The sequence below is a fragment of the Bradyrhizobium sp. JR3.5 genome (assembly GCF_054057015.1).
Genome location: NZ_JBSRYV010000002.1, coordinates 4067057 through 4091419 on the forward strand (window position 1 = coordinate 4067057; position 24363 = coordinate 4091419).

Annotated in this window: 21 protein-coding genes; 17 read left to right on the forward strand and 4 right to left on the reverse strand. The window is 65.1% G+C overall.

All coding sequences use genetic code 11. The features are described from left to right. Positions 1-208 precede the first annotated feature (208 nt). From crcB to ACVWW1_RS36340, 12 genes are all read left to right on the forward strand, one after another. Positions 209-595 carry a fluoride efflux transporter CrcB gene (gene crcB, locus ACVWW1_RS36285; protein WP_456659199.1) on the forward strand — a complete coding sequence of 129 codons (387 nt, stop codon included), beginning with the start codon at positions 209-211 and terminating at the stop codon, positions 593-595. 746 nt (positions 596-1341) lie between these two features. Beyond that, positions 1342-2055, forward strand: a complete 714-nt coding sequence (gene tolQ / locus ACVWW1_RS36290) for a protein TolQ (RefSeq protein WP_016846954.1) — start codon at positions 1342-1344, stop codon at positions 2053-2055. Positions 2056-2098: 43 nt separating this feature from the next. Continuing rightward, positions 2099-2566: a biopolymer transporter ExbD gene (locus ACVWW1_RS36295; RefSeq protein WP_028340645.1), complete on the forward strand. Its 468-nt coding sequence runs from the start codon at positions 2099-2101 to the stop codon at positions 2564-2566. A gap of 30 nt (positions 2567-2596) precedes the next feature. After that, the gene (locus tag ACVWW1_RS36300) at positions 2597-3529 is read left to right on the forward strand and encodes a cell envelope integrity protein TolA (protein ID WP_176533699.1); all 933 of its coding nucleotides are present in this window, start codon (positions 2597-2599) and stop codon (positions 3527-3529) included. Between the two features lie 103 nt (positions 3530-3632). Then, positions 3633-4925: a Tol-Pal system beta propeller repeat protein TolB gene (gene tolB, locus ACVWW1_RS36305; protein ID WP_420831871.1), complete on the forward strand. Its 1293-nt coding sequence runs from the start codon at positions 3633-3635 to the stop codon at positions 4923-4925. A 182-nt stretch (positions 4926-5107) separates the two neighbouring features. Next, positions 5108-7432, forward strand: a complete 2325-nt coding sequence (locus ACVWW1_RS36310; RefSeq protein WP_456659200.1) for a putative bifunctional diguanylate cyclase/phosphodiesterase — start codon at positions 5108-5110, stop codon at positions 7430-7432. Positions 7433-7604: 172 nt separating this feature from the next. Then, positions 7605-8357: an N-acyl amino acid synthase FeeM domain-containing protein gene (locus ACVWW1_RS36315; protein ID WP_456659201.1), complete on the forward strand. Its 753-nt coding sequence runs from the start codon at positions 7605-7607 to the stop codon at positions 8355-8357. Positions 8358-8610: 253 nt separating this feature from the next. After that, positions 8611-9105: a peptidoglycan-associated lipoprotein Pal gene (gene pal / locus ACVWW1_RS36320; protein ID WP_092123460.1), complete on the forward strand. Its 495-nt coding sequence runs from the start codon at positions 8611-8613 to the stop codon at positions 9103-9105. 249 nt (positions 9106-9354) lie between these two features. Continuing rightward, positions 9355-10392 (forward strand): tol-pal system protein YbgF, encoded by a 1038-nt coding sequence (gene ybgF / locus ACVWW1_RS36325; protein WP_456659202.1) that lies wholly within the window; start codon positions 9355-9357, stop codon positions 10390-10392. A gap of 49 nt (positions 10393-10441) precedes the next feature. Beyond that, positions 10442-11476 (forward strand): tRNA lysidine(34) synthetase TilS, encoded by a 1035-nt coding sequence (tilS, locus tag ACVWW1_RS36330; RefSeq protein WP_456659203.1) that lies wholly within the window; start codon positions 10442-10444, stop codon positions 11474-11476. Between the two features lie 259 nt (positions 11477-11735). Beyond that, a complete protein-coding gene (gene ftsH, locus ACVWW1_RS36335) occupies positions 11736-13658 on the forward strand; it encodes an ATP-dependent zinc metalloprotease FtsH (protein WP_092123466.1) in 1923 nt (640 codons plus the stop codon). Between the two features lie 12 nt (positions 13659-13670). After that, the gene (locus ACVWW1_RS36340; protein ID WP_456659204.1) at positions 13671-14156 is read left to right on the forward strand and encodes a DUF3052 domain-containing protein; all 486 of its coding nucleotides are present in this window, start codon (positions 13671-13673) and stop codon (positions 14154-14156) included. A gap of 405 nt (positions 14157-14561) precedes the next feature. Here ACVWW1_RS36340 and ACVWW1_RS36345 read toward each other — a convergent pair whose 3' ends face one another. Then, positions 14562-16064 (reverse strand): hypothetical protein, encoded by a 1503-nt coding sequence (locus ACVWW1_RS36345; RefSeq protein ID WP_456659205.1) that lies wholly within the window; start codon positions 16062-16064, stop codon positions 14562-14564. 405 nt (positions 16065-16469) lie between these two features. Here ACVWW1_RS36345 and ACVWW1_RS36350 point away from each other — a divergent pair, with 405 nt between their 5' ends. Together ACVWW1_RS36350 and ACVWW1_RS36355 are read left to right on the forward strand one after the other, a co-directional pair. Next, entirely contained in the window at positions 16470-17144 is a 675-nt protein-coding gene (locus ACVWW1_RS36350; RefSeq protein ID WP_176533690.1) for a TetR/AcrR family transcriptional regulator, read from the forward strand. Positions 17145-17226: 82 nt separating this feature from the next. Beyond that, positions 17227-17655, forward strand: a complete 429-nt coding sequence (locus ACVWW1_RS36355; RefSeq protein WP_176533689.1) for an OsmC family protein — start codon at positions 17227-17229, stop codon at positions 17653-17655. Positions 17656-17771: 116 nt separating this feature from the next. On the opposite strand, the gene pyk is transcribed toward ACVWW1_RS36355, so the two are convergent. Further along, a complete protein-coding gene (gene pyk / locus ACVWW1_RS36360) occupies positions 17772-19208 on the reverse strand; it encodes a pyruvate kinase (protein WP_176533688.1) in 1437 nt (478 codons plus the stop codon). After that, a complete protein-coding gene (locus ACVWW1_RS36365) occupies positions 19205-19810 on the reverse strand; it encodes a DUF1036 domain-containing protein (protein ID WP_456659206.1) in 606 nt (201 codons plus the stop codon). The genes pyk and ACVWW1_RS36365 overlap by 4 nt, the downstream gene beginning before the upstream one ends. A 188-nt stretch (positions 19811-19998) precedes the next feature. On the opposite strand from ACVWW1_RS36365, the gene ACVWW1_RS36370 reads away from it, so the two are divergent. From ACVWW1_RS36370 to ACVWW1_RS36380, 3 genes are all read left to right on the forward strand, one after another. Next, on the forward strand, positions 19999-20301 hold the full coding sequence (locus ACVWW1_RS36370) for a DUF1244 domain-containing protein (RefSeq protein WP_176533687.1): 303 nt from the start codon (positions 19999-20001) through the stop codon (positions 20299-20301). A gap of 174 nt (positions 20302-20475) precedes the next feature. Beyond that, a complete protein-coding gene (locus tag ACVWW1_RS36375; protein WP_029085502.1) occupies positions 20476-20748 on the forward strand; it encodes a DUF2312 domain-containing protein in 273 nt (90 codons plus the stop codon). A 125-nt stretch (positions 20749-20873) separates the two neighbouring features. Beyond that, positions 20874-22637 (forward strand): adenylate/guanylate cyclase domain-containing protein, encoded by a 1764-nt coding sequence (locus ACVWW1_RS36380; protein ID WP_420966869.1) that lies wholly within the window; start codon positions 20874-20876, stop codon positions 22635-22637. A 26-nt stretch (positions 22638-22663) separates the two neighbouring features. Here ACVWW1_RS36380 and ACVWW1_RS36385 read toward each other — a convergent pair whose 3' ends face one another. Beyond that, positions 22664-24262, reverse strand: a complete 1599-nt coding sequence (locus ACVWW1_RS36385; RefSeq protein ID WP_456659207.1) for a DUF882 domain-containing protein — start codon at positions 24260-24262, stop codon at positions 22664-22666. Positions 24263-24363: the final 101 nt, after the last annotated feature.

The window sequence follows — 24363 nt, forward strand, 5'->3', positions numbered from 1 at the left end:
CCTGGAGGGGGAGGGTCGACGCGAATGAAATGTGCGGCGGGGTGGGGTGACGGTCTATCCACGCGCGACACTGTCCGCGTTGAGAGATCACCCCACTCCGTTTCGCATTCCGCTGCGCTTCATGCGAGCCGACCCTCCCCCTCGAGGGGAGGGTGAGCTTTTGAGCGGCGCGTATTGTGAGCTTCTCGACACACCAGCGGGGGCATTGGTGGGTAACGCGGCAAGCTATCTCCTCGTCTTCTTCGGCGGCGGCCTCGGCGCGACGCTGCGCCACCTGATCAATGTCACTTGCGCGCGCTGCATCGGCACCGCGTTTCCCTACGGTACCTTCATCATCAACATCACGGGCTCGACCGTGATGGGCTTGATCGCAGGCTACCTCGCCTTCAAGGGCGAGGCCTCGCAGCCTTGGCGGCTGTTCCTGATGACCGGCATCCTCGGCGGCTACACCACCTTCTCCGCCTTCTCGCTCGACACCGCACTGCTCTATGAGCGCGGCGAGCTCGGCCTTGCCGTGCTGTATGTCGCGGGCTCGGTGGCGTTGTCGATCGCGGGTCTGTTCGCCGGGCTTGCGATCGTCAGGCATTTGACCTGAGGCGGATTCCTCTGCTCGTCATTCCCCGGTGCGCAATTGCGCACCTGAGGGCTCGCGAAGCGAGAGCCTGGAATCCATTCCACCACTTGTTCTGCGGTTCAATGGATTCCGGGCTCAGACCGGAGCCTGTCATCGGGCGCGCGTTCCCGCGACCCGTTGGTGGTGCCTCGGAATGACGGGGGATGGCGGTGCGTCCCCACCCACTGTCATCGCCCGGTCGAGCCGGGCGATGACACCGAGATGAAGTACGCAATGACCGTGCGTCGTATCGCGCGAGAACCATCCACGTCGTCCTGGCGAAAGCCAGGACCCATTACCCCAAGTATCAGCCGTTGCCCGGCGCTCGAGTCACGATCCCGTTTACAATCAAATGCGGTGGTTATGAATCTTGGCTTTCGCCGGGACGACGCGGGGAGGAGGCGCCCGGCATCACCCCACCAATCGCCGAATCCATTCACCTGCGGAACCCGCCAATCCCCTCCGCCGGCGGCATTTCCCGTCTCCAAATTTCCCTTTGGTAACCTCGCCTTAACCATGATTAGCGTTTGGTTAGGGTCGGAATGCCGCGTGAAAAGCCCTCGTTTTGACATGTTGGCAGGGGAAGCAGGGCCCGGCTTTGGACGGGCCCCCCATGCGACAGATGCAAGAGGCTTTCGCGCAGTTTCGCCGCGCCTGATGCGGCCGTGGAATCGGTGCCGATTGACGGCCCGCCTGATGGGGACACTTGCGTTGAGAGGATATTGCCGATGAATCCCGCCGACGTGGCTCAGTCAACTCTGCCACTGGCATCGAGCGATGTGTCGCTGATCGCGCTGTTTTGGCAGGCTCATTGGGTCGTCAAATGCGTGATGTTGGGACTTTTGTCCTGCTCGGTGTGGGTTTGGGCGATCGCGATCGACAAGATCCTGCTCTACGCCCGCACCAAGCGGGCGATGGACAAGTTCGAGCAGGCGTTCTGGTCCGGTCAGTCGATCGAGGAGCTCTACCGGGCGCTCTCGGCCAAGCCGACCCAGTCGATGGCGGCCTGTTTCGTGGCGGCGATGCGGGAGTGGAAGCGCTCCTTCGAGAGCCAGTCGCGGTCCTTTGCCGGCCTGCAGGCCCGGATCGAGAAGGTCATGAACGTCTCGATCGCCCGGGAAGTGGAGCGGCTGGAACGGCGGCTGCTGGTGCTCGCCACCGTTGGCTCAGCCGGCCCCTTTGTCGGCCTGTTCGGCACCGTCTGGGGCATCATGTCGAGCTTCCAGTCGATCGCGGCCTCGAAAAACACCTCTTTGGCGGTGGTGGCGCCCGGTATCGCGGAAGCGCTGTTTGCGACCGCAATCGGCCTGATTGCCGCAATTCCGGCGACTATTTTCTACAATAAGTTCACCTCGGAGGTGAACCGGCAGGCCGCGCGCCTGGAGGGGTTCGCCGACGAGTTCTCCGCCATCCTGTCGCGTCAGATCGACGAGCGGGGCTGAGGCTTATGATGGTCACGATGGTCACCCTTGCGAGCGCACGATCATGGCGATGAGCATGGCAGGGTCCGGCGGTGGTGGCAGACGCCGGCGCGGGCGCAAGCCAGTGATGGCCGAGATCAACGTCACGCCGATGGTCGACGTGATGCTGGTGCTGTTGATCATCTTCATGGTCGCCGCGCCGCTGATGACGTCGAACATCGACATCGACCTGCCGGTCGCGAGCGGCGGCAAGTCGATCTCGTCGAACCAGCCGCCGCTGACGCTGTCGGTCAAGCGCACCGGTGGCGGCTGCAACTCGAATGTCGAGCTCTATCTCGGCGACGCGCCGGTCACGGCCGCCGATTTTCCGGCCAAGATCAAGGCGATCGGGGATGCCCGGTCGGACGCCGAAAAAGTGGTCTATCTCCGTGGCGACAAGGACGTCTGTTACACGGATATGATGAAATTGCTCGGGGAGGTCCGGGCCGCGGGATTCAAGGCGAATATCGTCATCATCCCGGAAGGCGGATAACCATCATGCCAAGGCACGGGGAAGCCTGATTTGAAGGTCAAGGTCGACAAGACTCTGGCGGCATCGATTGTCCTGCACGTCCTCGTGATCGGGTGGGGCCTCGTGTCGTTTTCGACCAGGGCGTACGTGATGCCCGAAGAAGAGTCGGTCGCGGTCGACGTGATCTCCGCCGACCAGCTCTCCCATGTCATGACCGGCCAGAAGGACGGCAAGAAGGAAAATCCCAAGCCGCTGGTCGACAAGGTCGCCGAGGCCAAGCCGGTCGACGACACCGTCGGCAAGGTCGAAGAGAAGAAGCCGCCTGTCGTGACCGACACCGCGCCGCAGCCGGCGCCGAAGGTGGAGAAGCCGGAAGACAAGAAACCGGATCCGCCGAAGAAGGTCGAGAACAAGCCGAAGGAAGAGCCGAAGCCGGTCGAGAAGAAACCCGATCCGGTGAAGCCCGATCCGATCGCGGAAGCAATCAAGAAGGAAGAGAAGAAGCCGCCGCCGAAGCCGGTTCAACAGGCAGCCAAGCCGCCGCCGGAGCAGAAGCCGAAGGATCGCGTGTTCGACCAGAGCAAGATCGCAGCGCTGCTCGACAAGCGTGACCCGACGCGGGCTGCGGCGACCGGCGATGCGCTGAACGCCAACGCCGCGCTCGGCACGGCAAAGGGCAAGGCTGCCGACAACTCCGCGACCTGGGGCGCGATGTTCCGGCAGCAGGTCGAACGCTGCTGGAAGAAGCCTTACGGTGGAATAGAAGCGCAAATGGCGGAGGCCGTGTTCTCAATCCATTTGAAGCGCGATGGTACGCTGGAAGGCATGCCGGTCGTGGTGGGAACGGCGAAGACGCCTTACCTTCGGGTGTACCAGGAGAGCGGCTTGCGCGCGATCATCGAGTGCCAGCCCTATCGGTTGCCTCCAGGTTTCTTTGAGGAGTGGCAGTTCTTTGAGCCGGCCTTTACCGAGAGGCAGAGCTGAGAATGCGCGCCACTGTTTACGAGCATGAGTTCGAGCGATGATTGACAAGACCCGATTGCCTGAAGCGCTGTTTCGTCCGAGCCGCCGGCAGATCCTGTCCGGCATGGCGTCCGCCGGCGTGATGCTGAGTGGTCTCACCGGCCCCGCATCCGCTCAGAAGCGGATCACCATCACTGAGGGCGAGTTCGCGCCGGTGCCGATCGCGATCCCGAACTTCGCCGCCGGCACGCCTGGCGACGCCGAAGTTGGCGTCGGCGTCACGCAGGTGATCACCAACAACCTGAAGCGCAGCGGCTTGTTCGCGCCGATCGATCAGGCCGCCTATCTCGAGAAGCAGATCAACATCGACGCGGCGCCGAACTTCAACAACTGGAAGAGCATCAACGCGCAGGCGCTGGTGACCGGCCGCATGACACGCCAGGGCAACGGGCGCGTGAAGGCGGAATTCCGCCTCTGGGACGTCAACACCGGCCAGCAGCTCGCCGGCCAGCAGTACGACACCTCGGCCGAATACTGGCGCCGCATCGCACACATCATCTCCGACCAGATCTACGAGCGCATGACCGGCGAGAAGGGCTATTTCGATACCCGCGTCGTGTTCGTCGACGAGAGCGGCGCTGCCGATCGCCGCGTCAAGCGCCTCGCGCTGATGGACCAGGACGGCGCCAATGTGCGCTATCTGACCCGCGGCTCCGATCTCGTGCTGACGCCGCGCTTCTCGCCGTCGACCCAGGAAATCACCTACATGGAGTTCGGCCAGGGCGACCCGCGCGTCTATCTGCTCAACATCGAGACCGGCCAGCGCGAGATCGTCGGCAACTTCCCGGGCATGTCGTTCTCGCCGCGCTTCTCGCCCGACGGCCAGCGCGTCATCATGAGCCTGCAGCAGGGCGGCAACTCCAACCTGTTCGTGATGGATCTGCGCTCCAAGTCGATGACGCGGCTGACCGACACGCCGGCGATCGACACCTCGCCATCCTATGCGCCCGACGGCACGCGGCTCTGCTTTGAGTCCGATCGCGGCGGCAAGCCGCAGATCTACGTGATGCCGGCCACCGGCGGCGCGGCACAGCGCATCTCGTTCGGCGACGGCACCTATTCGACGCCGGTGTGGTCGCCGCGCGGCGACTATATCGCGTTCACCAAGCAGGGCGGCGGGCAGTTCGCGATCGGCATCATGAAACCGGACGGCTCCGGCGAGCGCATCCTGACCTCGGGCTTCCACAATGAAGGGCCGACCTTTGCGCCGAACGGGCGCGTCGTGATGTTCTTCCGCGATCCCGGCGGCAACAGCGGTCCGTCGCTGTTCACCATCGACGTCTCCGGGCGCAACGAGCTGCGGGTGCCGACCCCCGGTTTTGCCTCTGACCCCGCCTGGTCGCCGCTGTTGTCGTGAGGTTCGCGCAGAGCTGCTCCGGGGAACCCCGGGGCGGCCGGCACTTCTTACCTAGCGTACTGAATTTTCTGCCGAATTTCGACTGCCAATGGGTCGCGGCAACGACTCGCTAACGATGTTCCCTCAGAAAGACTTCACCTGCGATCAGTAAGAGTGCGAGCTGAAAAGGACGCGCGCTCTCAATGCAGTTTGCAAGCCAGACGGGAGAACCGGACAAGTCGATGTCGCCGACGATCTCCGCGGCGCTGGTCGATTCCCTGTTCATGAACCCCGCGCCCATGATCTTCGGCGCCTTCGGCCCCGCCATCGCGGGTGCCGTGATTGCGTTCGTCACCGGCAATCTGCTGTCTTGGCTGTGCGTGCCGCTGTTCATCGTGGTGGGTCTGGCGCGCGCGCTGCAGATGTACCGCTATCAGCAGCGCAGTTCCCGTCTCACCGTCGAAGAATCCGTGACGTGGGAGAAGCGCTACCGGATCGGCAGCCTCGCCTACGGTATCACGCTTGGTCTGTGGGGCGCAGCCGTGCTGCTCACGACCAGCGATGCCGCCGCCCATATGCTCTGCGTGACTACGGTGGTCGCCTACACCTCAGCGGGGGTAGGGCGGACCTTCGGCCGGCCACAGATCTTCCACCAGCATCTGCTGATGTCTATCGGTCCCCTGATCGCGGCGCTGATGTATGTCGGCGGTCCCTATCACATCGCCCTTGCGCTGCTGAGCCTGGTGTTCTTCAGCGCTATCCGGCACCTCACCTCCAGCCTGCAGCGCATCTACGTCAACGCATGGATCGCCAAGGAGCGCGAGGCGGCGCTGGCGGGCCAGTTCGATACCGCGCTGAACAACATGCCGCACGGCCTGTGCATGTTCAGCGCCGATGGCCGCCTTGCGGTGATGAACCACCGCTTCATCGAGATGATGCAGCTATCGGACGATTTCGTGCAGCGCGGCGCCAGCGCGACCGACATCTGCAATGCCTGCGTGCTGTCCGGCGCGATCTCGGCCGCGGCCGCACAACAGATTCTCTACGAGATCGAGAGCTCACAGCGCGGCGACATCGTCACCAGCGACCCCGATCCGGCCCAGAACCGTTCGCTGGACTGGACGTTCCAGCCGATGGCAGGCGGCGGCACGGTCTTGCTGGTCGAGGACATCACCGAGCGCAAGGACGCCGAGGCCAGGATCAGCCACCTTGCGCGCTACGACGAGCTGACCGCGCTGCCCAATCGCGTCAATTTCCGCGACGAGATCGGCCGGCTGCTCGCCATGCAGCACGGCGACCATCGCTCCGCATTGCTGTTCGTCGACCTCGACCAGTTCAAGCAGGTCAACGATACGCTCGGCCATCCCTGCGGCGACCAGCTGCTCTGCGCGGTCGCCGAACGGCTGCGCGAGATGCTGCGTCCGGAGGATTTCGTGGCCCGGTTCGGCGGCGACGAGTTCGTCGTGTTCCAGCAGAACATCCACTCGCATGAGGACGCCGCGGCATTGGCGCGGCGCATCGTCGACCGCCTCAGCGAGCGCTACAAGATCGACAACCATCTGGTCGAGATCGGCGCCAGCGTCGGCATCGCCATGACCGCGCCGGGCGTCGGCGCCGACACGCTGCTGAAGAACGCCGACATGGCGCTCTACCGCGCCAAGGCCGACGGCCGCGGCACCTTCTGCTTCTTCCGCGACGAGATGGCGCAAACCGTCGAGGCCCGCCGGATCCTCGAGCTCGATCTGCGCAAGGCGCTCGCCAACGAGGAATTCGAGCTGTTCTACCAGCCGCTGATCAACCTGAAGTCCGGCAAGGTGAGCACCTGCGAGGCGCTGCTGCGCTGGAACCATCCGGTGCGCGGCACCGTCTCCCCGGTCGACATCATTCCGGTCGCCGAGGACATGGGCTTGATCGTCGACCTCGGCCGCTGGATCCTGCGCAAGGCCTGCATGGAATGCATGAAGTGGCCCGAAGCGGTCAGCGTCGCCGTCAACTTCTCGCCGCAGCAGTTCCATCAGCGCGACGTGCTGAGCGAGGTCCGCTACGCGCTCGAGGTCTCCGGCCTGCCGGCGCAACGCCTCGAGATCGAGATCACCGAATCCTCGCTGCTGCACAACACCGAGCTGACCCACGACGTGCTGTCGCAACTGCGTTCGCTCGGCGTGCGGATCTCGCTGGATGATTTCGGCACCGGCTACTCGTCGCTCAGCTATTTGCACAATTTCCCGCTGCAGAAGGTCAAGATCGACCGCTCCTTCCTCGAAGGCATCGACAGCGATCGCCCGTTGACCCTGCTGCGCGGGGTGGCGCGGTTGTCGGCGGATCTCGGCATGTCGGTGGTGGTCGAGGGCATCGAGACCAATGAGCAGCTCGAACTGATCAGCGCCGATGGCGCGGTGACCGAAGCACAGGGATATCTGTTCAGCCGGCCGGTTCCCGCGGTGCGCATCCGCCAACTGCTCAATGCCTCGCACGGCCGGCGCACCGACGACCAGCTGCACGTGGTTCCCTCGCGCTCGATTGCTTGATCCAGCGCAATTTCCTCAATCGATAGTTGTGAAACCTTTCGACTGCTCGATTCGAATTGCACCCTTGCGGTCACAAGTTAACTGTATTGCCGCGATTGCTTTGACGAAAATTAAGAAGCTGTTAATCTTTTGGCACGCGTTGAAGTTGTTGGGTTGTTGAGGGGATTACCACATGAGGTCCGCGGCCGAGGCCATCAAGCCCGCGACAGGAAGGCTTGCGGACCCTCTCGATCAAGTCGACTACCGCCTCGCTCAGACCCCCGAACAGAAAGACGAGATTTACCGGCTTCGCTACCGCGCCTATCTGCGCGAAGGCGCGATCCGGCCCTCGGCGGACGAGCGCGTCGTCGATCAGTTCGATGATGCTCCGAATGCCTGGGTGTTCGGCGTCTATCTGCATGGCGAACTCTGCAGCTCGATTCGCATCACCGTGGTGACGCCGGAGTGGCGCTCTTCGCCAACGCTCGACGTGTTCGGCGACGTGCTGCTGCCGAAGCTCGATCAGGGTTTGGTCTTCATCGATTCGACGCGCTTCGTCGCGGACCCCGACAAGGCGCGGAACAATCCGGAACTGCCCTATGTTACGGTGCGGCTCGGCTCGACCGCGGGTGTGCATTTCAACGCCGATTACGGCCTGGCGCCGGTCCGGCCCGAGCACATGGCGTTCTACCGGCGTGTGTTCCTGCACGAAACCTGGTCGGAGCCGCGGCTCTACCCTGGGCTTGTGAAGCCGGTCGGGTTAATGGCGTCGCATCTGCCGACCGTGCGGGAACGTGTGCTCGCCCGCTATCCGTTCCTGCGCTCGAGCGCCTTCGAGCGGCGGATGCTGTTCGATCGGGAAGGCCAGTTGCAGCCCGACGGTCTTGTTCGGCCGTTCGAGCGCGCCTCGATCGTGCCGCAATCCCTGAGCAAACCGGCGTTCTGATCAATCTGACATCGATCGACTGTTGCGCGCGGGCCAAATTGTCCTGCAAAAGCGGCCGGTTCCCGCGAACCTTGCCTTCCCTTCACCATCGCGCCACATTTGCCACCCATTAACCATCGGGGGCGCTTTTCGCCATTGCCTGGCATTTGATCGGCTCTAGCAAGGTCTCGTCAAGGTTGACGGAACGTTCGCTTAACCATCGCCCTGTAGACCCAATGGACAGTACGAAGAGCGTGAGCGTGGAGGCTCCGGAATGAAACATCAGATGCGTATCCTCCAGGGTATGAAGCTGGCTGCGGTTCTGGCGGTGGCGTTGTCGATGGGTGCCTGCGCCAACAAGAACCCGCTGGACGCCAATGGCGCAATTGGGGGCGCCGCGACCCCGGGCAGCCAGCAGGATTTCGTGGTCAATGTCGGCGACCGTGTGTTCTTTGAGAGCGATCAGACCGATCTCAGCCCGCAGGCGACAGCGACCCTCGACAAGCAGGCGCAGTGGCTGCAGACATACAACCGTTATTCCTTCACCATCGAAGGTCATGCCGACGAGCGCGGCACGCGCGAATACAACATCGCGCTCGGTGCGCGCCGTGCCCAGTCGGTTCGCGCCTATCTCGCTTCGCGCGGCATCGATCCGAGCCGTATGCGCACCATCTCCTACGGCAAGGAGCGCCCGGTCGCGGTCTGTAACGACATCTCCTGCTGGTCGCAGAACCGCCGCGCCGTCACCGTGCTGAACGCCAGCTCCTGACGCGATCCTGGACGCGTTTTCCAAGCCGGCGCCCTCGGGCGCCGGTTTTGTTTTTGGCCGCATGAAAGCCCGACCCGGCTTCATCAAGATGAACGAAGCTGCGTGCAATTGGCCGCTTGCTTGTTCCACCGTCCGTACTAAACCGGTATCCGCGACGCTGTCCCGGATTTGAACTGCAAGTCACAATTCTGGCGTACTCCGTCCCTCAAAGTCGCGCGCTTTTCACGTCGATCTCGTCGTCAGGGCAAAATGTCATCCAGGCTACATTTTCTTTCTTCCGCCGCGGCGATCGCGGCGCTGTTCGCCGCTTCCGCACCAGTGTTTGCCCAATCCGACGATTCCGATGCCGAGATGCGGATCGAGCGGCTGGAGAACCAGCTGCGGCAGCTGACCGGGCAGAACGAGGAGCTGCAGTACCGCAACCGCCAGCTCGAGGAGCGCCTGCGCCAGCTTGGCGGCCAGCCGCCCGGCCCGAATGGACAGCCTCCGGCGGCCCAGCCCGGCGTCGCGGCGGTGCCGCCGGCGCAGCAGGGGTACCCGCAGGCGCAGCCCGGCTTCGCTCAGCCGCAGCAGGGGTATGGCCAGCCGCAGCAAGGATACGGCCGGCAGCCGCAGGGCGGCTATGACCAGCAGCAGATCGCAGCGCCCGCCCCGATCGTGCAGGAGCCGGCCGCGGCGGCTCCCGGCCGCCGCGGCCGCGGCGATGCCTTCGATCCGACCCAGAATCCGAATGCCCCCGGCGCTCCGCGCGTGCTCGGTGGCGGCGGCCAGATGCCGATGCAGAACGATGCGGCGGTCAGCGCGCCCGGCGGCCGCGGAGCGGGCGAGCCGCTCGATCTCGGCAACACGAGCCCGCAGCGGGCGCCCGGCGCGAGCGCGGCCCTGACCACGTTGCCGCCGTCGGCCACGCCGAAGGACGAGTTCGACCTCGGCATCGGCTACATGCAGCGCAAGGACTATGCGCTCGCCGAAGAGACGATGAAGAACTTCGCCACCAAGTATCCGAGCGATCCTTTGGTGGCGGATTCGCAATACTGGCTCGGCGAAAGCTATTTCCAGCGCCAGCAATATCGCGATGCTGCGGAAACCTTCCTCGGTGTGACCACCAAGTTCGACAAGTCCGCGAAAGCGCCCGACGCGCTGCTGCGGCTCGGCCAGTCGCTGGCGGCGCTGAAGGAAAAGGAAGCCGCCTGCGCCGCATTCGGCGAGATCGCGCGGAAGTACCCGCGCGCGTCCGGCGGCGTCAAAGCTGCGGTTGACCGCGAGCAGAAGCGCGTGAAGTGCTAAACCAGCCGGGGAGGCCGCTTCCGGCCTTCCGCGACCTGCTGGTTCTGTGATGCCCGACGACCAATCCGCCATCCCGGCAAGCGACGCCAAGCGCCTGTTCGCAGGCTTGGCGCGCGCGCCAGCGATCGTGCTCGCGGTGTCGGGCGGTCCCGATTCCGTCGCGCTGATGTGGTTGGCCGCGCGCTGGCGCCGCGCGCTCGCGCAGGGACCGCGGCTGGTGGCGGTCACCGTCGATCACGGCCTGCGTCCTGAAGCGGCCCGCGAGGCGCGCGACGTCAAGCGGCTGGCGCGAAGCCTCGACCTGCCGCATCACACGCTGCGCTGGAGCGGGCCCAAGCCCAGCACCGGCGTGCCGGCAGCCGCGCGCCAGGCGCGCTATGGCCTGCTCGCCCAGGCCGCGCGCAAGCACGGCGCGACGCATATCCTGACCGCGCACACCCGTGACGACCAGGCCGAGACGCTGTTGATGCGGATGCTGCGCGGCAGTGGCGTCGCGGGTCTCTCGGCGATGGCGCGCGAGACCGAGCGCGACGGCGTCATGCTGACGCGACCGTTGCTGGATATCTCGAAGGCGCAGTTGCTCGCGACGCTGAAGAAGGCGCGCATCGGTTTTGCCGACGATCCGACCAACCGCGATCCGTCCTTCACGCGGCCACGGCTGCGCGCGCTGATGCCGCTGCTGGCGGAGGAGGGCGGCGACGCGCGGAACCTGGCACGGCTCGCGGCGCGGATCGCGCGCGCCAACGCCGCGCTGGAGGTGCTGGTCGACGGCGCCGAGCGCTATCTTGCGTTGAAAAGCGAGGATCACTTCGATGCGGGCTTCGATGCGGCACAGTTCGCGGTGATGCCGGACGAAATCCGCCTCCGCCTGCTCAAGCGCGCCATCGATCGCACCGGACACGAGGGGCCAGCCGAACTCGGCAAGGTCGAAACCCTGCTCGCCGCGGTCGATGAGGCCGTCAATCAGCCCTTGCGACAACGCGAATCCAAGCTGAAACAGACGCTTGCCGGAGCGGTCATCAGTGTCGCCTCCGGCCGTATCAGGATCAGCCCGGCGCCGCCTCGCCGGGCCCGTTCCCGCTGAGCCGGGTTCGATTGTTTCAACCGCTGTCATAATCCGGCAAGGAGGCTTAACCACCCCGGAAAAACACCGGATTCCGCGTCATTTTTTGACCGGGAATCGGGCTAGGATGCGGTAAATAGTCGTGCGTGGTTCCCTTGGCATCGACCCCAGCGGCACCTAGATTGTAGGGCATCGACGGGATGGATTCCCTGGGGATTCCCACAGAGCCTGCCCAAGGATTAGAGAGAGGCCGCGATCCGCGCGACCACGAAGGAAGACCATGAACGCCAATCTGCGGAATTTCGCCCTCTGGGTCATCATTGTCCTGCTGTTGCTGGCGTTGTTCACGCTTTTCCAGAATCCCGGCCAGCGCTCGTCGTCCTCGGACATCTCGTTCTCGCAGCTTCTCACTGAGGTCGATCAGGGCCATGTCCGCGACGTCGTGATTCAGGGGCCCGAGATTCACGGCACCTTCAACAACGGCACCAGCTTCCAGACCTACGCGCCGAGCGATCCGTCGCTCGTGAAGCGCCTCTATGACGCCAAGGTGCAGATCACCGCGAAGGCGCCCGGCGACAACGTACCGTGGTTCGTCTCGCTGCTCGTCTCCTGGTTGCCGTTCATCGCGCTGATCGGCGTCTGGATATTCCTGTCGCGGCAGATGCAGGGCGGCGCCGGCAAGGCGATGGGCTTTGGCAAGTCGCGCGCCAAGATGCTGACCGAGGCGCATGGCCGCGTCACCTTCGAGGACGTCGCGGGCGTCGACGAGGCAAAGCAGGATCTGCAGGAGATCGTCGAATTCCTCCGCGACCCCGGCAAGTTCCAGCGGCTGGGCGGACGCATTCCGCGCGGCGTGCTGCTGGTCGGCCCTCCCGGCACCGGCAAGACGCTGATCGCGCGCGCGGTGGCGGGTGAAGCCAACGTGCCGTTCTTCACGATCTCCGGTTCTGACTTCGTCGAAATGTTCGTCGGCGTCGGCGCGAGTCGTGTCCGCGACATGTTCGAGCAGGCCAAGAAGAACGCGCCCTGCATCATCTTCATCGACGAAATCGACGCGGTCGGCCGTCATCGCGGCGCCGGCCTCGGCGGCGGCAATGACGAGCGCGAGCAGACCCTGAACCAGCTGCTGGTCGAGATGGACGGCTTCGAGGCCAATGAAGGCGTGATCCTGATCGCGGCGACCAACCGTCCCGACGTGCTCGATCCCGCGCTGCTGCGTCCGGGCCGCTTCGACCGTCAGGTCGTCGTGCCGAATCCGGATGTCGTCGGCCGCGAGCAGATCCTCAAGGTTCACGTCCGCAAGGTGCCGCTGGCGCCGGATATCAACCTCAAGACCATCGCGCGCGGCACCCCGGGCTTCTCGGGCGCCGACCTGATGAACCTCGTCAACGAGGCTGCGCTGACCGCCGCCCGCCGCAACAAGCGGATGGTGACGCAGGCCGAGTTCGAAGAGGCCAAGGACAAGGTGATGATGGGCGCCGAGCGCAAGTCGCTCGTCATGACCGAGGAAGAGAAGTTGCTGACGGCCTATCACGAGGGCGGCCACGCCATCGTCGGCCTCAATGTCGTCGCGACCGATCCGATCCACAAGGCGACCATCATTCCGCGCGGCCGTGCGCTGGGCATGGTGATGCAGTTGCCGGAGCGCGACAAGCTGTCGATGTCGCTGGAGCAGATGACCTCGCGCCTCGCCATCATGATGGGTGGCCGTGTCGCGGAAGAGCTGATCTTCGGCCGCGAGAAGGTGACCTCGGGTGCCGCCTCCGACATCGAGCAGGCGACCCGCCTGGCCCGCATGATGGTGACGCGCTGGGGCCTCTCGGAAGAGCTCGGCACCGTGTCCTATGGCGAGAACCAGGACGAGGTGTTCCTGGGAATGTCGGTCTCGCGCACCCAGAATGCGTCCGAGGCGACGGTCCAGAAGATCGACTCCGAGATCCGGCGTCTGGTCGAGGAAGGCTACAACGAGGCGACCAAGATCCTCACCGAGAAGCGCCAAGACCTCGAGGCGCTCGCCAAGGGCCTGCTCGAGTTCGAGACGCTGACCGGCGACGAGATCATCGACCTGCTGAAGGGCAAGAAGCCCAACCGCGAGTCGGTGCTGGAGCCGTCGACGCCGCGCGCCTCCGCCGTGCCGCCGGCCGGCAAGCCCCGCCCGCGTCCCGATCCGGACACCGGCATGGAGCCGCAGCCGCAGGCGTAAGCCTCGCCCGCCATGGCCGGCCCTTCCGGCAAACCGATTGTGCAAAAGCTCGGCCTCAAGCCGGGCTTTTGTATTTTTGTCGACGGATTGTCCGTTCCCTATGGCGACATCGTCGGCGGGCTGCCTGCCGATGTACGGATCGCGAAGACCGCACGGGCGCCACTCGATGCCGTGCATCTGTTCGCCGCGGAGGCCAGGGGGCTCGCCGCCAAGCTGCAGCGTTACCGGGAGGCGATCGCGCCCGACGGCATGATCTGGGTGTCGTGGCCGAAGAAGAGCTCAGGCGTCGCGACCGACCTTGATGACAGGGCGGTGCGCGAGATCGGGCTCGCGTCCGGCCTGGTCGACATCAAGGTCTGCGCCGTCGATGCGGGTGTGGTCGGGTCTGAAATTCGTGATCCCGGTCAAAGAGCGCGGCAAGCGCTAAGATCGCCCCGGCGTCGGCCTCCGAGGGCAAAGCGGACGTCGCTCGGCTCGGCCGCTATATGCCGGCTTTGACCCATTGCGGACCTATGAAAGGTTTGCTCCTGTGACTCTCTGTTGCTTTCGGAGATCAGCATGGCGGGTGAGCGAGACAAGTATGGCGATCTGGTCGATCCAGCCGAACGATACCAAGATTTCATGCTCCAGGTTTATGACCTTTGGTCCCAAGCCGAAGAATACGGCTATTCGAAAGAAGCTCGGGGTATCCTCAACCAAGCTCGCCTCATGTTTATGGACGAGTTTCAGGCTCGACATCCGGGTTTCGGGAGGGGCCGCGCGACATGGAGGTAAGGCCGCCGCAGTTGGCGGCTTTCTTCGTTCTTATGTCGCCTGTTGGGCCCAAAGCTGGCTTGAATCTATGTCGCCTCCGACGGCGGCCCTCAAGGCAAAAGCGGGCGTAACGCATTTAGGAGTACGCGCCTAATTCGAACCTTCTGCCGCCGCCGGCACGCCGGCCTTCGTCTCGTCCGACCGCACGTGGATGACGGCGATGTCGTCCTTGTAGAGCCGCTTCCAGCCCTTGAGATGGTCCAGCGCGTTTCCGGCCGGAGAGTCCGAGCTCAACAGTGTGGCGTCGATCCGGTATTTGTCGAGCAGGTCCAGCAGCTGGCCGACGTCGCGGGCATCGAGCGCGGCGTAATAATCGAGCACGAATTGCTCGCCATAAAGCTCGGCGCGGCCGTCGATGAACACCTTCATGTCGTGGCTTACCATGTAGCCGCCGAACGGCGCGGTGCTGAACACGCGCTGCGCCTTGTGTTGCTGGAGGACGTCGACGGCGGCAATGGGCGAGAACACCGGCAGGAACTTGAACTCGTGCTGTGCGACGAACATCGTCGTCGTCACCCACGCTCCGATCACCATCGCGATAGTAGCCAGGATCGTGACGACGGGGACGGCGTGTCCTTCCTCGAAGCGGGTGGCGCGGACGCCTGCCATTCCCCATTGTTCGGCGATCGGCTTGGCGAGCACCAGCGGCGCGATGAACGCGAACATCTCGATGTTGCGGATATGGCTCAGCGCCATCCAGATCAGCCCGAGCAGCAACAGGATCCGCGGCACCGACAGGGTCAGCCCGCGATAGCAGATGACGCCGATCAGGCCGAGCAGCGTGGCTTCGAAGAAGCTGGGCTTGCTGAAATCCGCGGGAAGCCATTCGCCGATCAGCGACAGCAGCTTGCCGAGGCTGAGGATCTTGGTCGCACCCAGCAGGCTATTCCAGCCATAGGGCGTCACGCAGCTCGCGGCCAGCGCGGCGACGCCGAACAATCCCCATCGCACGATGAGTTGACGGCGGCGGCTAGGCTCCGCGCTCCACACCGCCTCCAGTCCGATCGGCCCGATCAGCGCCAGGCCGAGCACGAAGCCGCCATGCAGATTGGCCCACAACGCCATCAGCGGCAGCAGCCACCATGACGGATGGGTGCGGCGATCCGCGGCTGACATCAGGCCGCCGATGAACGCCAGCAGCACCGGCAGTGCCAGCACATGCGGCCGCGCGAAGAAGTGGATCGTAGACAGCAGCAGCGCCAGCGCCGCGATCAGGAGTGCACGCGCCGGATCGAAATACGGACTCAACAGCTGCAGAAAGATCGCGACCGACGCGCCGATCGCGACCGACGTCAGGATCACCGGTCCGGCCCAATCGCCGCCGTACACGAGAGCGTACGCCACCTGCGACAGCCACGAGCTCGAGATCCAGGGCTCGCCGAAACGGGTGAACGAGAACACGTCTGATGTCGGCATCGCGCCGTGTTCGAGGATCCACTGTCCGACCTTGATCTGCCACTCCGTGTCGGAATCGCGCAGCAGGATTTCTCCGGCGGAGAGATAGAACAGATAGGCGCCCACGGCGGCGCACAGCGGCAGCAGTCCTCGCACCGCGCTACGGCTGCCCACGCTGCTGGTGATGGAGAGTGACATGCGCTTTCTTGGTCCGGCCGGGAACATCGAGGCAACGCCACACGTGGCGTTGGGCGCACTCGACCACGGCTTCCGATAAATTCGGGTAAATGCGACCGCGATGTCGTGGGTCCGCGCGAGATCGGATGTCTCGATTTCGAGCAATTATCTTGGCGCGCGATTTACCATCGGAAGCCCAATCCGGACCTGAGTGCTGTTGGCACCTTCCGTCGACCGGAGGGCCGCCGGTTCAATCGGAGGTGGCGTGCGGCCGTCGCAAAATCCTTACAATTCCAGCTTGTCATTCAGTCTGAATAGTTGTTCACTTCTTCAAACGGTTGCGGGATCAATCGTTCAAAACATTGAAGACGCGTGTGTTCTGCCGGTGGGCGCCGGCCGGGGCACACGGTGGGGGGACGGAATGCCATGGTCTACCGGCGAACTCATCAGGTTGTGAAACGGCTGGCTGCCCGGCGCAGCGCCATCCTGTCGGCTGCGCGCGACGCGGCGGCGGCGGGCGGCATGGCCGCGGTCCAGATCGCACCCGTCGCAGTGCGGGCCAATGTCGCGGCCGGCACCGTCTATCGCTATTTCCCGTCGAAGGCCGAGCTGATCTCGGAATTGATCACGGAGGTCTCGCGCGACGAGTTGTCCGCGATCCGGCGCGCCGCAGAGGCCGCGCCCGGACCGTCATCGGCGCTGGCGGCCGCGGTGACGACGATTGCGGTCCACGTGCTGTCGCAGCGCAAGCTGGCCTGGGGCATCCTGGCCGAGCCGGTCGATGTCGACGTCACCGCCTCGCGCCTCGCCAGCCGCCGCGATATTTCCGGCGAGCTGGCCATGCGCATCGACGCCGCCGTACGCGCCGGACATCTGCCGGCACAGGACACGGCGCTTGCCGCCACGGCGTTGCTCGGCGCGCTGCACGAAGCGCTGGTCGGCCCGCTGGCGCCGGCCAATCTCGACGATCCGATCAAGCTGCGCGATGCGGTGCAGACCGTGACGCTGCTCGCGCTGCGCGCGGTCGGCGTGATGGACGCGCGCGCCCGTGGCCTTGTGGTGCAGGCGACGACCCCGGCAAAGGCGCTGGTCGGGGCCTGAGATCGCGGCTGCGCGGCGAACACTTCCGTCGCATTGGCGTTGTAGGTTGAGGCTGGGTTCAACCAATCTCACGGAGCAACGCATGACGACGACCCATGGTTCGGCCAAATGGCAGGGTGGCATCAAGGACGGCAAGGGCGCGATCTCGACCAAGAGTGGCGCGCTCTCGGATTACCCCTATGGCTTCGCCAGTCGCTTCGAGGGCAAGCCCGGCTCGAACCCCGAAGAGCTGATCGGCGCGGCGCATGCCGCCTGCTTCACGATGGCGCTGTCGTTGATCCTGGGCGAGGCCAAGCTCACGGCCGAGCACATGGAGACCAAGGCCGACGTGACCCTGGAGAAGGTCGCCGACGGCTTTGCCATCACTGCCGTGCACCTGACGCTATCGGCGAAGATCCCGGGCGCCGATAACTCAACGTTCCAGGACTTGGCGGGCAAGGCCAAGGCCGGATGTCCGGTGTCGAAGCTGCTCAACACCAAGATCACGCTCGACGCGGCGTTGCAGGGCTGACGGTCTGGAGCGCAGCCTTGGGGCGGCGCTGATGCGTGGCCCGGCGCGGCGGGTTAGAGCGCTTTCGAGCGAAGCGGGCACCGGTTCGCGTGAAGAAAACGCGTCAAAACGAGAATCTACAGCTGCGCGTCGCCGTTCGGTCCGACCGAGGCGATGCGCAGCATGTTGGTGGTGCCGGGCGCGCGGAGCGGCACGCCGGCGACGATGATGACGCGCTGGCCGGCCTTGGCAAAGCCGTCCCGGAATGCAATCGAGCCGGCGCGTTCAACCATGTCGTCGAGATCATGCGCGTCCTCGGCGACCACGCAATGCACGCCCCACACCACCGACAGCTTGCGCCCGGTGGCGAGGTTCGGCGTGATCGCGACCACCGGCACCTTGGGCCGCTCGCGCGCCACGCGGATCGCGGTCGAGCCGGATGACGTCCAGCAGATGATCGCCGACAGATCGAGCGTCTCGGCGATCTGCCGCGCGGCGTCGGCAATGGCATCGCCCACCGTCGCCTCGGGATCGACGCGCTGTGCGTTGATCACGCTGCGATAGGTCGGATCGCGCTCCACCTCCTCGCCGATGCGGTTCATGGTCGAAACCGCTTCGACCGGGAATTTGCCGGCGGCGGATTCCGCCGACAGCATGATGGCGTCGGCGCCCTCATAGACGGCGGTGGCGACGTCGGAGACCTCGGCGCGCGTCGGCACCGGCGCCTGGATCATCGATTCCAGCATCTGGGTTGCGACCACCACCGGCCTGCCGGCGCCGCGCGCCATCCGGATCATCTGCTTCTGCAGGCTCGGCACCCGCTCCAGCGGCAGCTCGACGCCGAGATCGCCGCGCGCCACCATCAGTGCGTCCGCCACCTCGATGATGTCGGCGAGTCGGTCGATCGCCTGCGGCTTCTCGATCTTGGCCATCACCGCGGCGCGGCCGCGGATCATCTTCTTGGCCTCGATCACGTCCTCGGCACGCTGCACGAAGGACAGCGCGACCCAGTCGATCCCCTCCGGCAGCGCGGCTTCGAGGTCGGCGCGGTCCTTTGGGGTCATCGCGGAGACCGGCAGGTCGGTGTCGGGCAGGCTGACGCCCTTGCGGTCCGACATCTTGCCGCCGATCACGACGCGCGTAACCGCGCGGTCGGGCGAGGTTTCCTCGGCGATCAGCCGCACCTTGCCGTCGTCGAGCAACAGCGCGTGGCCGGGCCGGAGCGCGGCGAGGATCTCCGGATGCGGAAGCTGGACGCGGCTGTTGTCGCCGGGCGTCTTGTCAGAATCCAGAATGAAGCTCTGGCCGTTCTTGAGCTGGGTCGACCCTTCCGCAAAGGCGCCGACCCGCAGCTTCGGCCCCTGCAGGTCGACCAGGATGCCGATCGGCCGGCCGTAGCTCGATTCGACGTTGCGGATGGTCTTGACCAGCTCCCGCATCTTGTCGTGCGGGGTATGGCTCATGTTGATGCGGAACACGTCGGCGCCGGCCTCGAACAGCCTGCGGATCATCGCGCTGTCTGAGGAGGCCGGGCCGAGCGTTGCGAGGATCTTGATTCGGCGCAGTCGTCTCATTGTTTGTTTCCGGGTGGTGCGGCTGGCGGCAGACCCGACGCGCCCGGAGGCGCTGCGCCCGGCGGCGAGCTGGGCAGGCCCGGCATCGCCCCGGGGCTTCCCGGGGCCACGCCGCCCGGCATTCCCGGTACTTTCTGCGGCTGTTGTTCGTTGGCTTCGGTCAGCTGGACGGTCCATGCACGCTGCTCGCCGGTGTCGACCTCGAAGAAGCCGGTGCGGTCAAAGCCCCGCGCCAGGCAATTCTCGGTGCCCTTGATGGTGAATTCCTTGTCGCGCGAGCACATGAAGGCCTGACCGGACCATTCGCCGCCGCGATCGTAGTCGAGAGCGTAGATGTAGTAGTAGCGCGCCACAAGGTTGCCGCGCAGCAAGGTCTCGCAGGTTCGCGACGACACATTCCACCAGCCTTCGGTGGTCCAGCCCTCGGCGTCCTTGTAGCCGAGCGCGATCCCGACCCGGCTCGAGGTGTTGTTGCAGAGCCGGAAATCGGCGGCCGCAGGGCTCGTCCACAGGCAAGCCGCGACAAGCGCCAGCACCGGGATGCCGGCCGGGATCAGGCGGATGGTGCGGGGAGCTGAGGCGAGAGAATCTGTTGGGCTCATGCGGCGAAGCTATATCAAATCATTGTCGATTTCGCGTGCCCGGCAGGCACTGTCAACGGGCGGGCGCCCGTCTGCCATGCTGCGGCACCGTGGCCGGACAGCTCCGTATTGCGCGACGATATGGCAAAATCTGTGACAATTCCCACCTGATATCAATATGGTGAGCACATCACACCGGGATCACGATCATGAGCATTGACGACAAAACCAGAACAGAACTTGAGGCCGCGGTGTTCCGGCGCCTCGTCGATCATCTGCGCAACCGGACCGATGTGCAGAACATCGACCTGATGAACCTTGCCGGCTTCTGCCGCAATTGCCTGTCCAACTGGATGAAGGAAGAGGCCGACGCCAAGGGCCTTGCCGTGAGCAAAGACGAGAGCCGCGAGGCGGTCTACGGCATGCCCTATGAGGAGTGGAAGGCGAAGTATCAGGGTGGCGCGACGCCGGAGCAGCTCGCGGCGATGAAGAAGGCCCAAAGCGGGCACTAATTCCCGATTGATGTGACCCCAGTTCCGTGGCCGCCCGCATCTCCTGTGGGCGCGCTGTGGATGAGCGCGATGTTTCCTTGACGGGACGTGCTCCAAAATCGAGGGTCGCCCGCAACAAGCGGTGCGCGTGGCGCGTATTCGCGCGACATTTCATTGCCATTTCAGGAGTACGCGATGGCCACCACGTCTGCCGCCGTTCAGGATGAACCCGCAACGCGATTTGCCAAGGACCAGCTCAAATCCATCATCGAGCGCATCGAGCGGCTGGAAGAGGAAAAGAAGACCATCTCGGACGATATCCGCGACGTCTATGCCGAGGCCAAGGGCAACGGCTTCGACGTCAAGGCGCTGCGCACCATCGTGCGCCTGCGCAAGCAGGACGCCAACGAGCGCCAGGAGCAGGAAACCATCCTGGAGACCTATATGCAGGCGCTCGGGATGCTCTGAGGCGGCAGGCAGGGCCGTCGTCAAGGCGCCCACCCGAGGTAACTCGCCCAATCCTCTTGGCGAGGCTTGGGTGAAATCCCGGGATTTGCTACACTGCCGGTGAGGTAACCGGGCAGAGCGTTCAGATGGACGTGCCAGGACCAGAGCGTCGGCTCGCTGCGGTCCTCGCCGCCGACATGGTCGGCTTTAGCCGCCTGATGGAGGCTGACGAGACGGGGACCCTTGCGCGTCTCAAGACCCATCGGATCGAACTGATCGATCCGGCCATCACCAAAAATCGCGGCCGCATCATCAAGACCACCGGCGACGGCCTGCTGGTCGAATTCCACAGCGTCGTCGATGCGGTGTTGTGCGCGGCCGAGGTCCAGCGCCGGATGGCCAAGCGCAACACCGACGTCGCGCCGGCGCGGTGGATGCAGTTTCGCATAGGCATCAATCTCGGCGATGTGATCGTCGACGGTGCCGACATCTTCGGCGACGGCGTCAATGTCGCCTCGCGCCTCGAGGTGCTGGCCGAACCCGGTGGCATCTGCATTTCCGGCGCGGTCCGCGATCAGGTCGGCGATCGCCTGGAAGATCTGAGTTTCGAGGATCTCGGCGACCAGACCGTCAAGAACATTGCGCGCCCGATCCGGGTTTTCCGCGTCCATCTCGAATCGGGCGCCAGATCCGCAACCGACCATCCAAGCGCGGCGGCCGCCCCTGTCGTCGCCAAAAAGCCCTCCATCGCCGTGCTGCCGCTCGTCAATATGAGCGGCGATCCCGAGCAGGAATTCTTCGCCGACGGCCTGACCGAGGACATCATCACCGAGCTGTCGCGCTTCCACGATCTGCTCGTGATCTCGCGCAACTCGACCTTCGTGTACAAGGGCAAGGCGGTGAAGGTGCAGGACGTCGCGAAGGAATTCGCGGTCGACTATGTGCTGGAAGGCAGCGTGCGCAAGGCGGGCGGCCGGATTCGCGTCACCGTGCAGCTGATCGATGCCGAGGCCGACCGGCACGTCTGGGCCGAACGCTACGACCGCGAGCTCGCCGACATCTTCGCGATCCAGGACGAGATGACGCGCGCGATCGTGTCGACCTTGCCGGGCCGCGTCGAGGCCGCCGCCCATGACCGCGTCAAGCGCAAGCCGACCGACAACATGGCGGCCTATGAGTGCGTGCTGGCCGCCAAGGTGCTGCATCATCGCTCGGCCCGCGACGACAATGCGGAGGCGCAGCGTCTGCTCGAGCGGGCCATCGTGCTCGACCCCAATTACGCCCATGCGCACGCCTGGCGGGCCTGCGTGCTCGGCCAGACCTGGGTCTACAATTGGTGCGACGACCGCGACGCGACCTTCGCGCAGGTAGCGGCCGAACTCGAGATCGCGCTCAAGCTCGACGACAATGACAGCGACGTGCACCGGATCCTCGCGGCGCTGAACCTCAACCGCGACGACCACGACAAGGCGGCCTTCCACCAGGAGCGCGCGCTGGCGCTCAATCCCAACTACGATCTGGTCGTCGTGCAGCAGGGCGAGCTCCTGACCTGGCTTGGGCGGCCGGAGGAGGGCATCGACTGGATCAAGCGGGCGATGCGCCTCAATCCGTTCCATCCGGAACGATTCTGGAGTCATCTCGGCCGGGCCTGCTATTGCGCCGAGAAATACGCCGACGCGGCCGAGGCGTTCTCGCGGATCACGCGGCCCGACCACACCCATCACGCCTTCCTCGCCGCGACATTGGCGCAGATGGGCAACGCGGTGGCGGCCGCAGCCCATGCGACCGAGGTGCTGAAGCGTGAGCCGACCTTCTCGGTCGCCGCTCACCTGGCAACCCAGCACTACAAGCGCGCGCCCGACCGGGCGCGCTACGAGGCCGGCCTGCTCAAGGCAGGGCTGCCGGCTTGACCTGCTGGTAAATTGACTCGCGAGGCTCAGCGCAGTGAGGCGGTGCGCAGCACGAACGACTGGGTCGTCAGGAGGGCGGTCGCCGAGCCCGAGAAGCGATCGCAGGTCATGCCCATCATCGGATCTTCCGAGAAGGTCATGGCGACGGCGGCCTGCGGCTTCACGAAATGCTGCCGCATCATGTTCATGTCGGTGTCGCCGAGCACGGTGGTCAGCATGCCGCTGCTCGCGCTCGGCGCCAGCATCACGACGCGCATCCAGATATCGTTGCCCTTGGCGGCCGAGATCCGCGCCGATGTCGTGATGACGCCTTGGCTAGGCGCGCCCTTCGCAACGACGGTGTTGATCTCGGTGGCCGGCGCCGCCGCATTGCGCGCCGGGCGCACATTGCGCGGGATCGGCGCGGTCGCCGCGACGATGTTGGCGCGATCGACCGGCGAGGACGCAGCCGGCGCATAAGCGAGCGCCTTGTTGAAGTTCTCGGTCGTGCTGGCGGTGGTCTGCGGATCGGAGCCGCCGACCGCCTCACGCGCCTTCAGCGCGGCGATCTGCGCGGCCGATGCCTGCTTCGGCGCCGCGGACTCGTCACCCCAGAAACCGCGGGCATTGATGATATCGGCGGGCGATTGCGGCGCGGTGTTCTCGGCCGTCTGCACCACCTGCACCGCCGGCTTGGCCTTCGGCATCGGGACGAGCTGCGCGTCGGCGGCGGCGAGCTGGATCGCGGCGGCGAACTGCTGCGGCTTGGCGCGCGGCAGCGGAACGGGGTCGGCGGATCTTGCAGGGGCCGCGGTCGCAACCACGGTGGGGGCCGCGGGCTTGTCGTTCACGGCGGCCGCGCCTTCGTCTTCGTCGTCGCCCGACTTGCCGGTCCCGAACAGCTTCGCAAACAGGGTCGGCTTGCTGATGGTCGCAGCATCATCGCCATTGCCGCGGCGTTCGATGTCGGCCTTGGCGAGTTCATAGCCCTTCAGCGGTGTGCCGTCGGTCGGGACATGGACGGTGCGGCCGTCCGGGAACACCCGGACCAGCTGCTCACGGGTCATCCGCGGCCAGTGGCGAATGCCGCCGGTGTCGAGATGCACGAAGGGCGAGCCCGAGGTCGGATAGAAGCCGACGCCGCCGCGCTGCAGGCGCAGGCCGGCGAAGCGGATCTGCTCCAGCGGCACGCCCGGGATGAAGAAGTCCATCGCATGGCCCAGCATGTGCTGGCTGTGGCGCGCAACGCCCGAGGAGCGGCGGCGGAGCATGGCGTTGGTGGCAGGGGCGCGATAGGCGGAGATGATTTGGATCGGCTGCTTGCCGCCGACGTCGTTATAGACTTCCCACAGGATGTCGAAGAGGTGACGGTCCATCACCGTCTCATCCTGGGAGCGCCAGTCGCGCAGGAAGTGATTGAGCTGCTTCAGCGCGGCTTCGTCGTAGCGGCCATCGCGTTTGAAGGTGATGTTGAGGTCTTCGCCGGAATGGGTGTGGTGGAAGGTGAGGGTGCGGGTCTGGTTCAGCGCAGTCGCATCGTGCACCGAGCCGGCGCCCGCCAACAGCAATAGCGCAGTCAGGCCGACTTGGTATCCGGCCTTAGGCAGCGACAGCGGATTGTAGCGGCGTGCGAAAACAGCCAGCACTATGAGCCCACCCAGTCGACGAGCGTTCGGTCGGCATCCTCGCAGACCCCCTGCGGAAGACGGTGAACGCTTTCTTAAAGCGGGAGGGTTAACCGAGGTTT

Excerpts from the sequence above, each read along its gene's own strand:
- tolQ (WP_016846954.1), top strand. The coding sequence starts at position 1,342 with ATGAATCCCGCCGACGTGGCTCAGTCAACTCTGCCACTGGCATCGAGC.
- ACVWW1_RS36295 (WP_028340645.1), top strand. The coding sequence starts at position 2,099 with ATGGCGATGAGCATGGCAGGGTCCGGCGGTGGTGGCAGACGCCGGCGC.
- tolB (WP_420831871.1), top strand. The coding sequence starts at position 3,633 with ATGGCGTCCGCCGGCGTGATGCTGAGTGGTCTCACCGGCCCCGCATCC.
- ACVWW1_RS36310 (WP_456659200.1), top strand. The coding sequence starts at position 5,108 with ATGCAGTTTGCAAGCCAGACGGGAGAACCGGACAAGTCGATGTCGCCG.
- ACVWW1_RS36315 (WP_456659201.1), top strand. The coding sequence starts at position 7,605 with ATGAGGTCCGCGGCCGAGGCCATCAAGCCCGCGACAGGAAGGCTTGCG.
- pal (WP_092123460.1), top strand. The coding sequence starts at position 8,611 with ATGAAACATCAGATGCGTATCCTCCAGGGTATGAAGCTGGCTGCGGTT.
- ybgF (WP_456659202.1), top strand. The coding sequence starts at position 9,355 with ATGTCATCCAGGCTACATTTTCTTTCTTCCGCCGCGGCGATCGCGGCG.
- tilS (WP_456659203.1), top strand. The coding sequence starts at position 10,442 with ATGCCCGACGACCAATCCGCCATCCCGGCAAGCGACGCCAAGCGCCTG.
- ftsH (WP_092123466.1), top strand. The coding sequence starts at position 11,736 with ATGAACGCCAATCTGCGGAATTTCGCCCTCTGGGTCATCATTGTCCTG.
- ACVWW1_RS36340 (WP_456659204.1), top strand. The coding sequence starts at position 13,671 with ATGGCCGGCCCTTCCGGCAAACCGATTGTGCAAAAGCTCGGCCTCAAG.
- ACVWW1_RS36345 (WP_456659205.1), bottom strand. The coding sequence starts at position 16,064 with ATGTCACTCTCCATCACCAGCAGCGTGGGCAGCCGTAGCGCGGTGCGA.
- ACVWW1_RS36350 (WP_176533690.1), top strand. The coding sequence starts at position 16,470 with ATGGTCTACCGGCGAACTCATCAGGTTGTGAAACGGCTGGCTGCCCGG.
- ACVWW1_RS36355 (WP_176533689.1), top strand. The coding sequence starts at position 17,227 with ATGACGACGACCCATGGTTCGGCCAAATGGCAGGGTGGCATCAAGGAC.
- pyk (WP_176533688.1), bottom strand. The coding sequence starts at position 19,208 with ATGAGACGACTGCGCCGAATCAAGATCCTCGCAACGCTCGGCCCGGCC.
- ACVWW1_RS36365 (WP_456659206.1), bottom strand. The coding sequence starts at position 19,810 with ATGAGCCCAACAGATTCTCTCGCCTCAGCTCCCCGCACCATCCGCCTG.
- ACVWW1_RS36370 (WP_176533687.1), top strand. The coding sequence starts at position 19,999 with ATGAGCATTGACGACAAAACCAGAACAGAACTTGAGGCCGCGGTGTTC.
- ACVWW1_RS36375 (WP_029085502.1), top strand. The coding sequence starts at position 20,476 with ATGGCCACCACGTCTGCCGCCGTTCAGGATGAACCCGCAACGCGATTT.
- ACVWW1_RS36380 (WP_420966869.1), top strand. The coding sequence starts at position 20,874 with ATGGACGTGCCAGGACCAGAGCGTCGGCTCGCTGCGGTCCTCGCCGCC.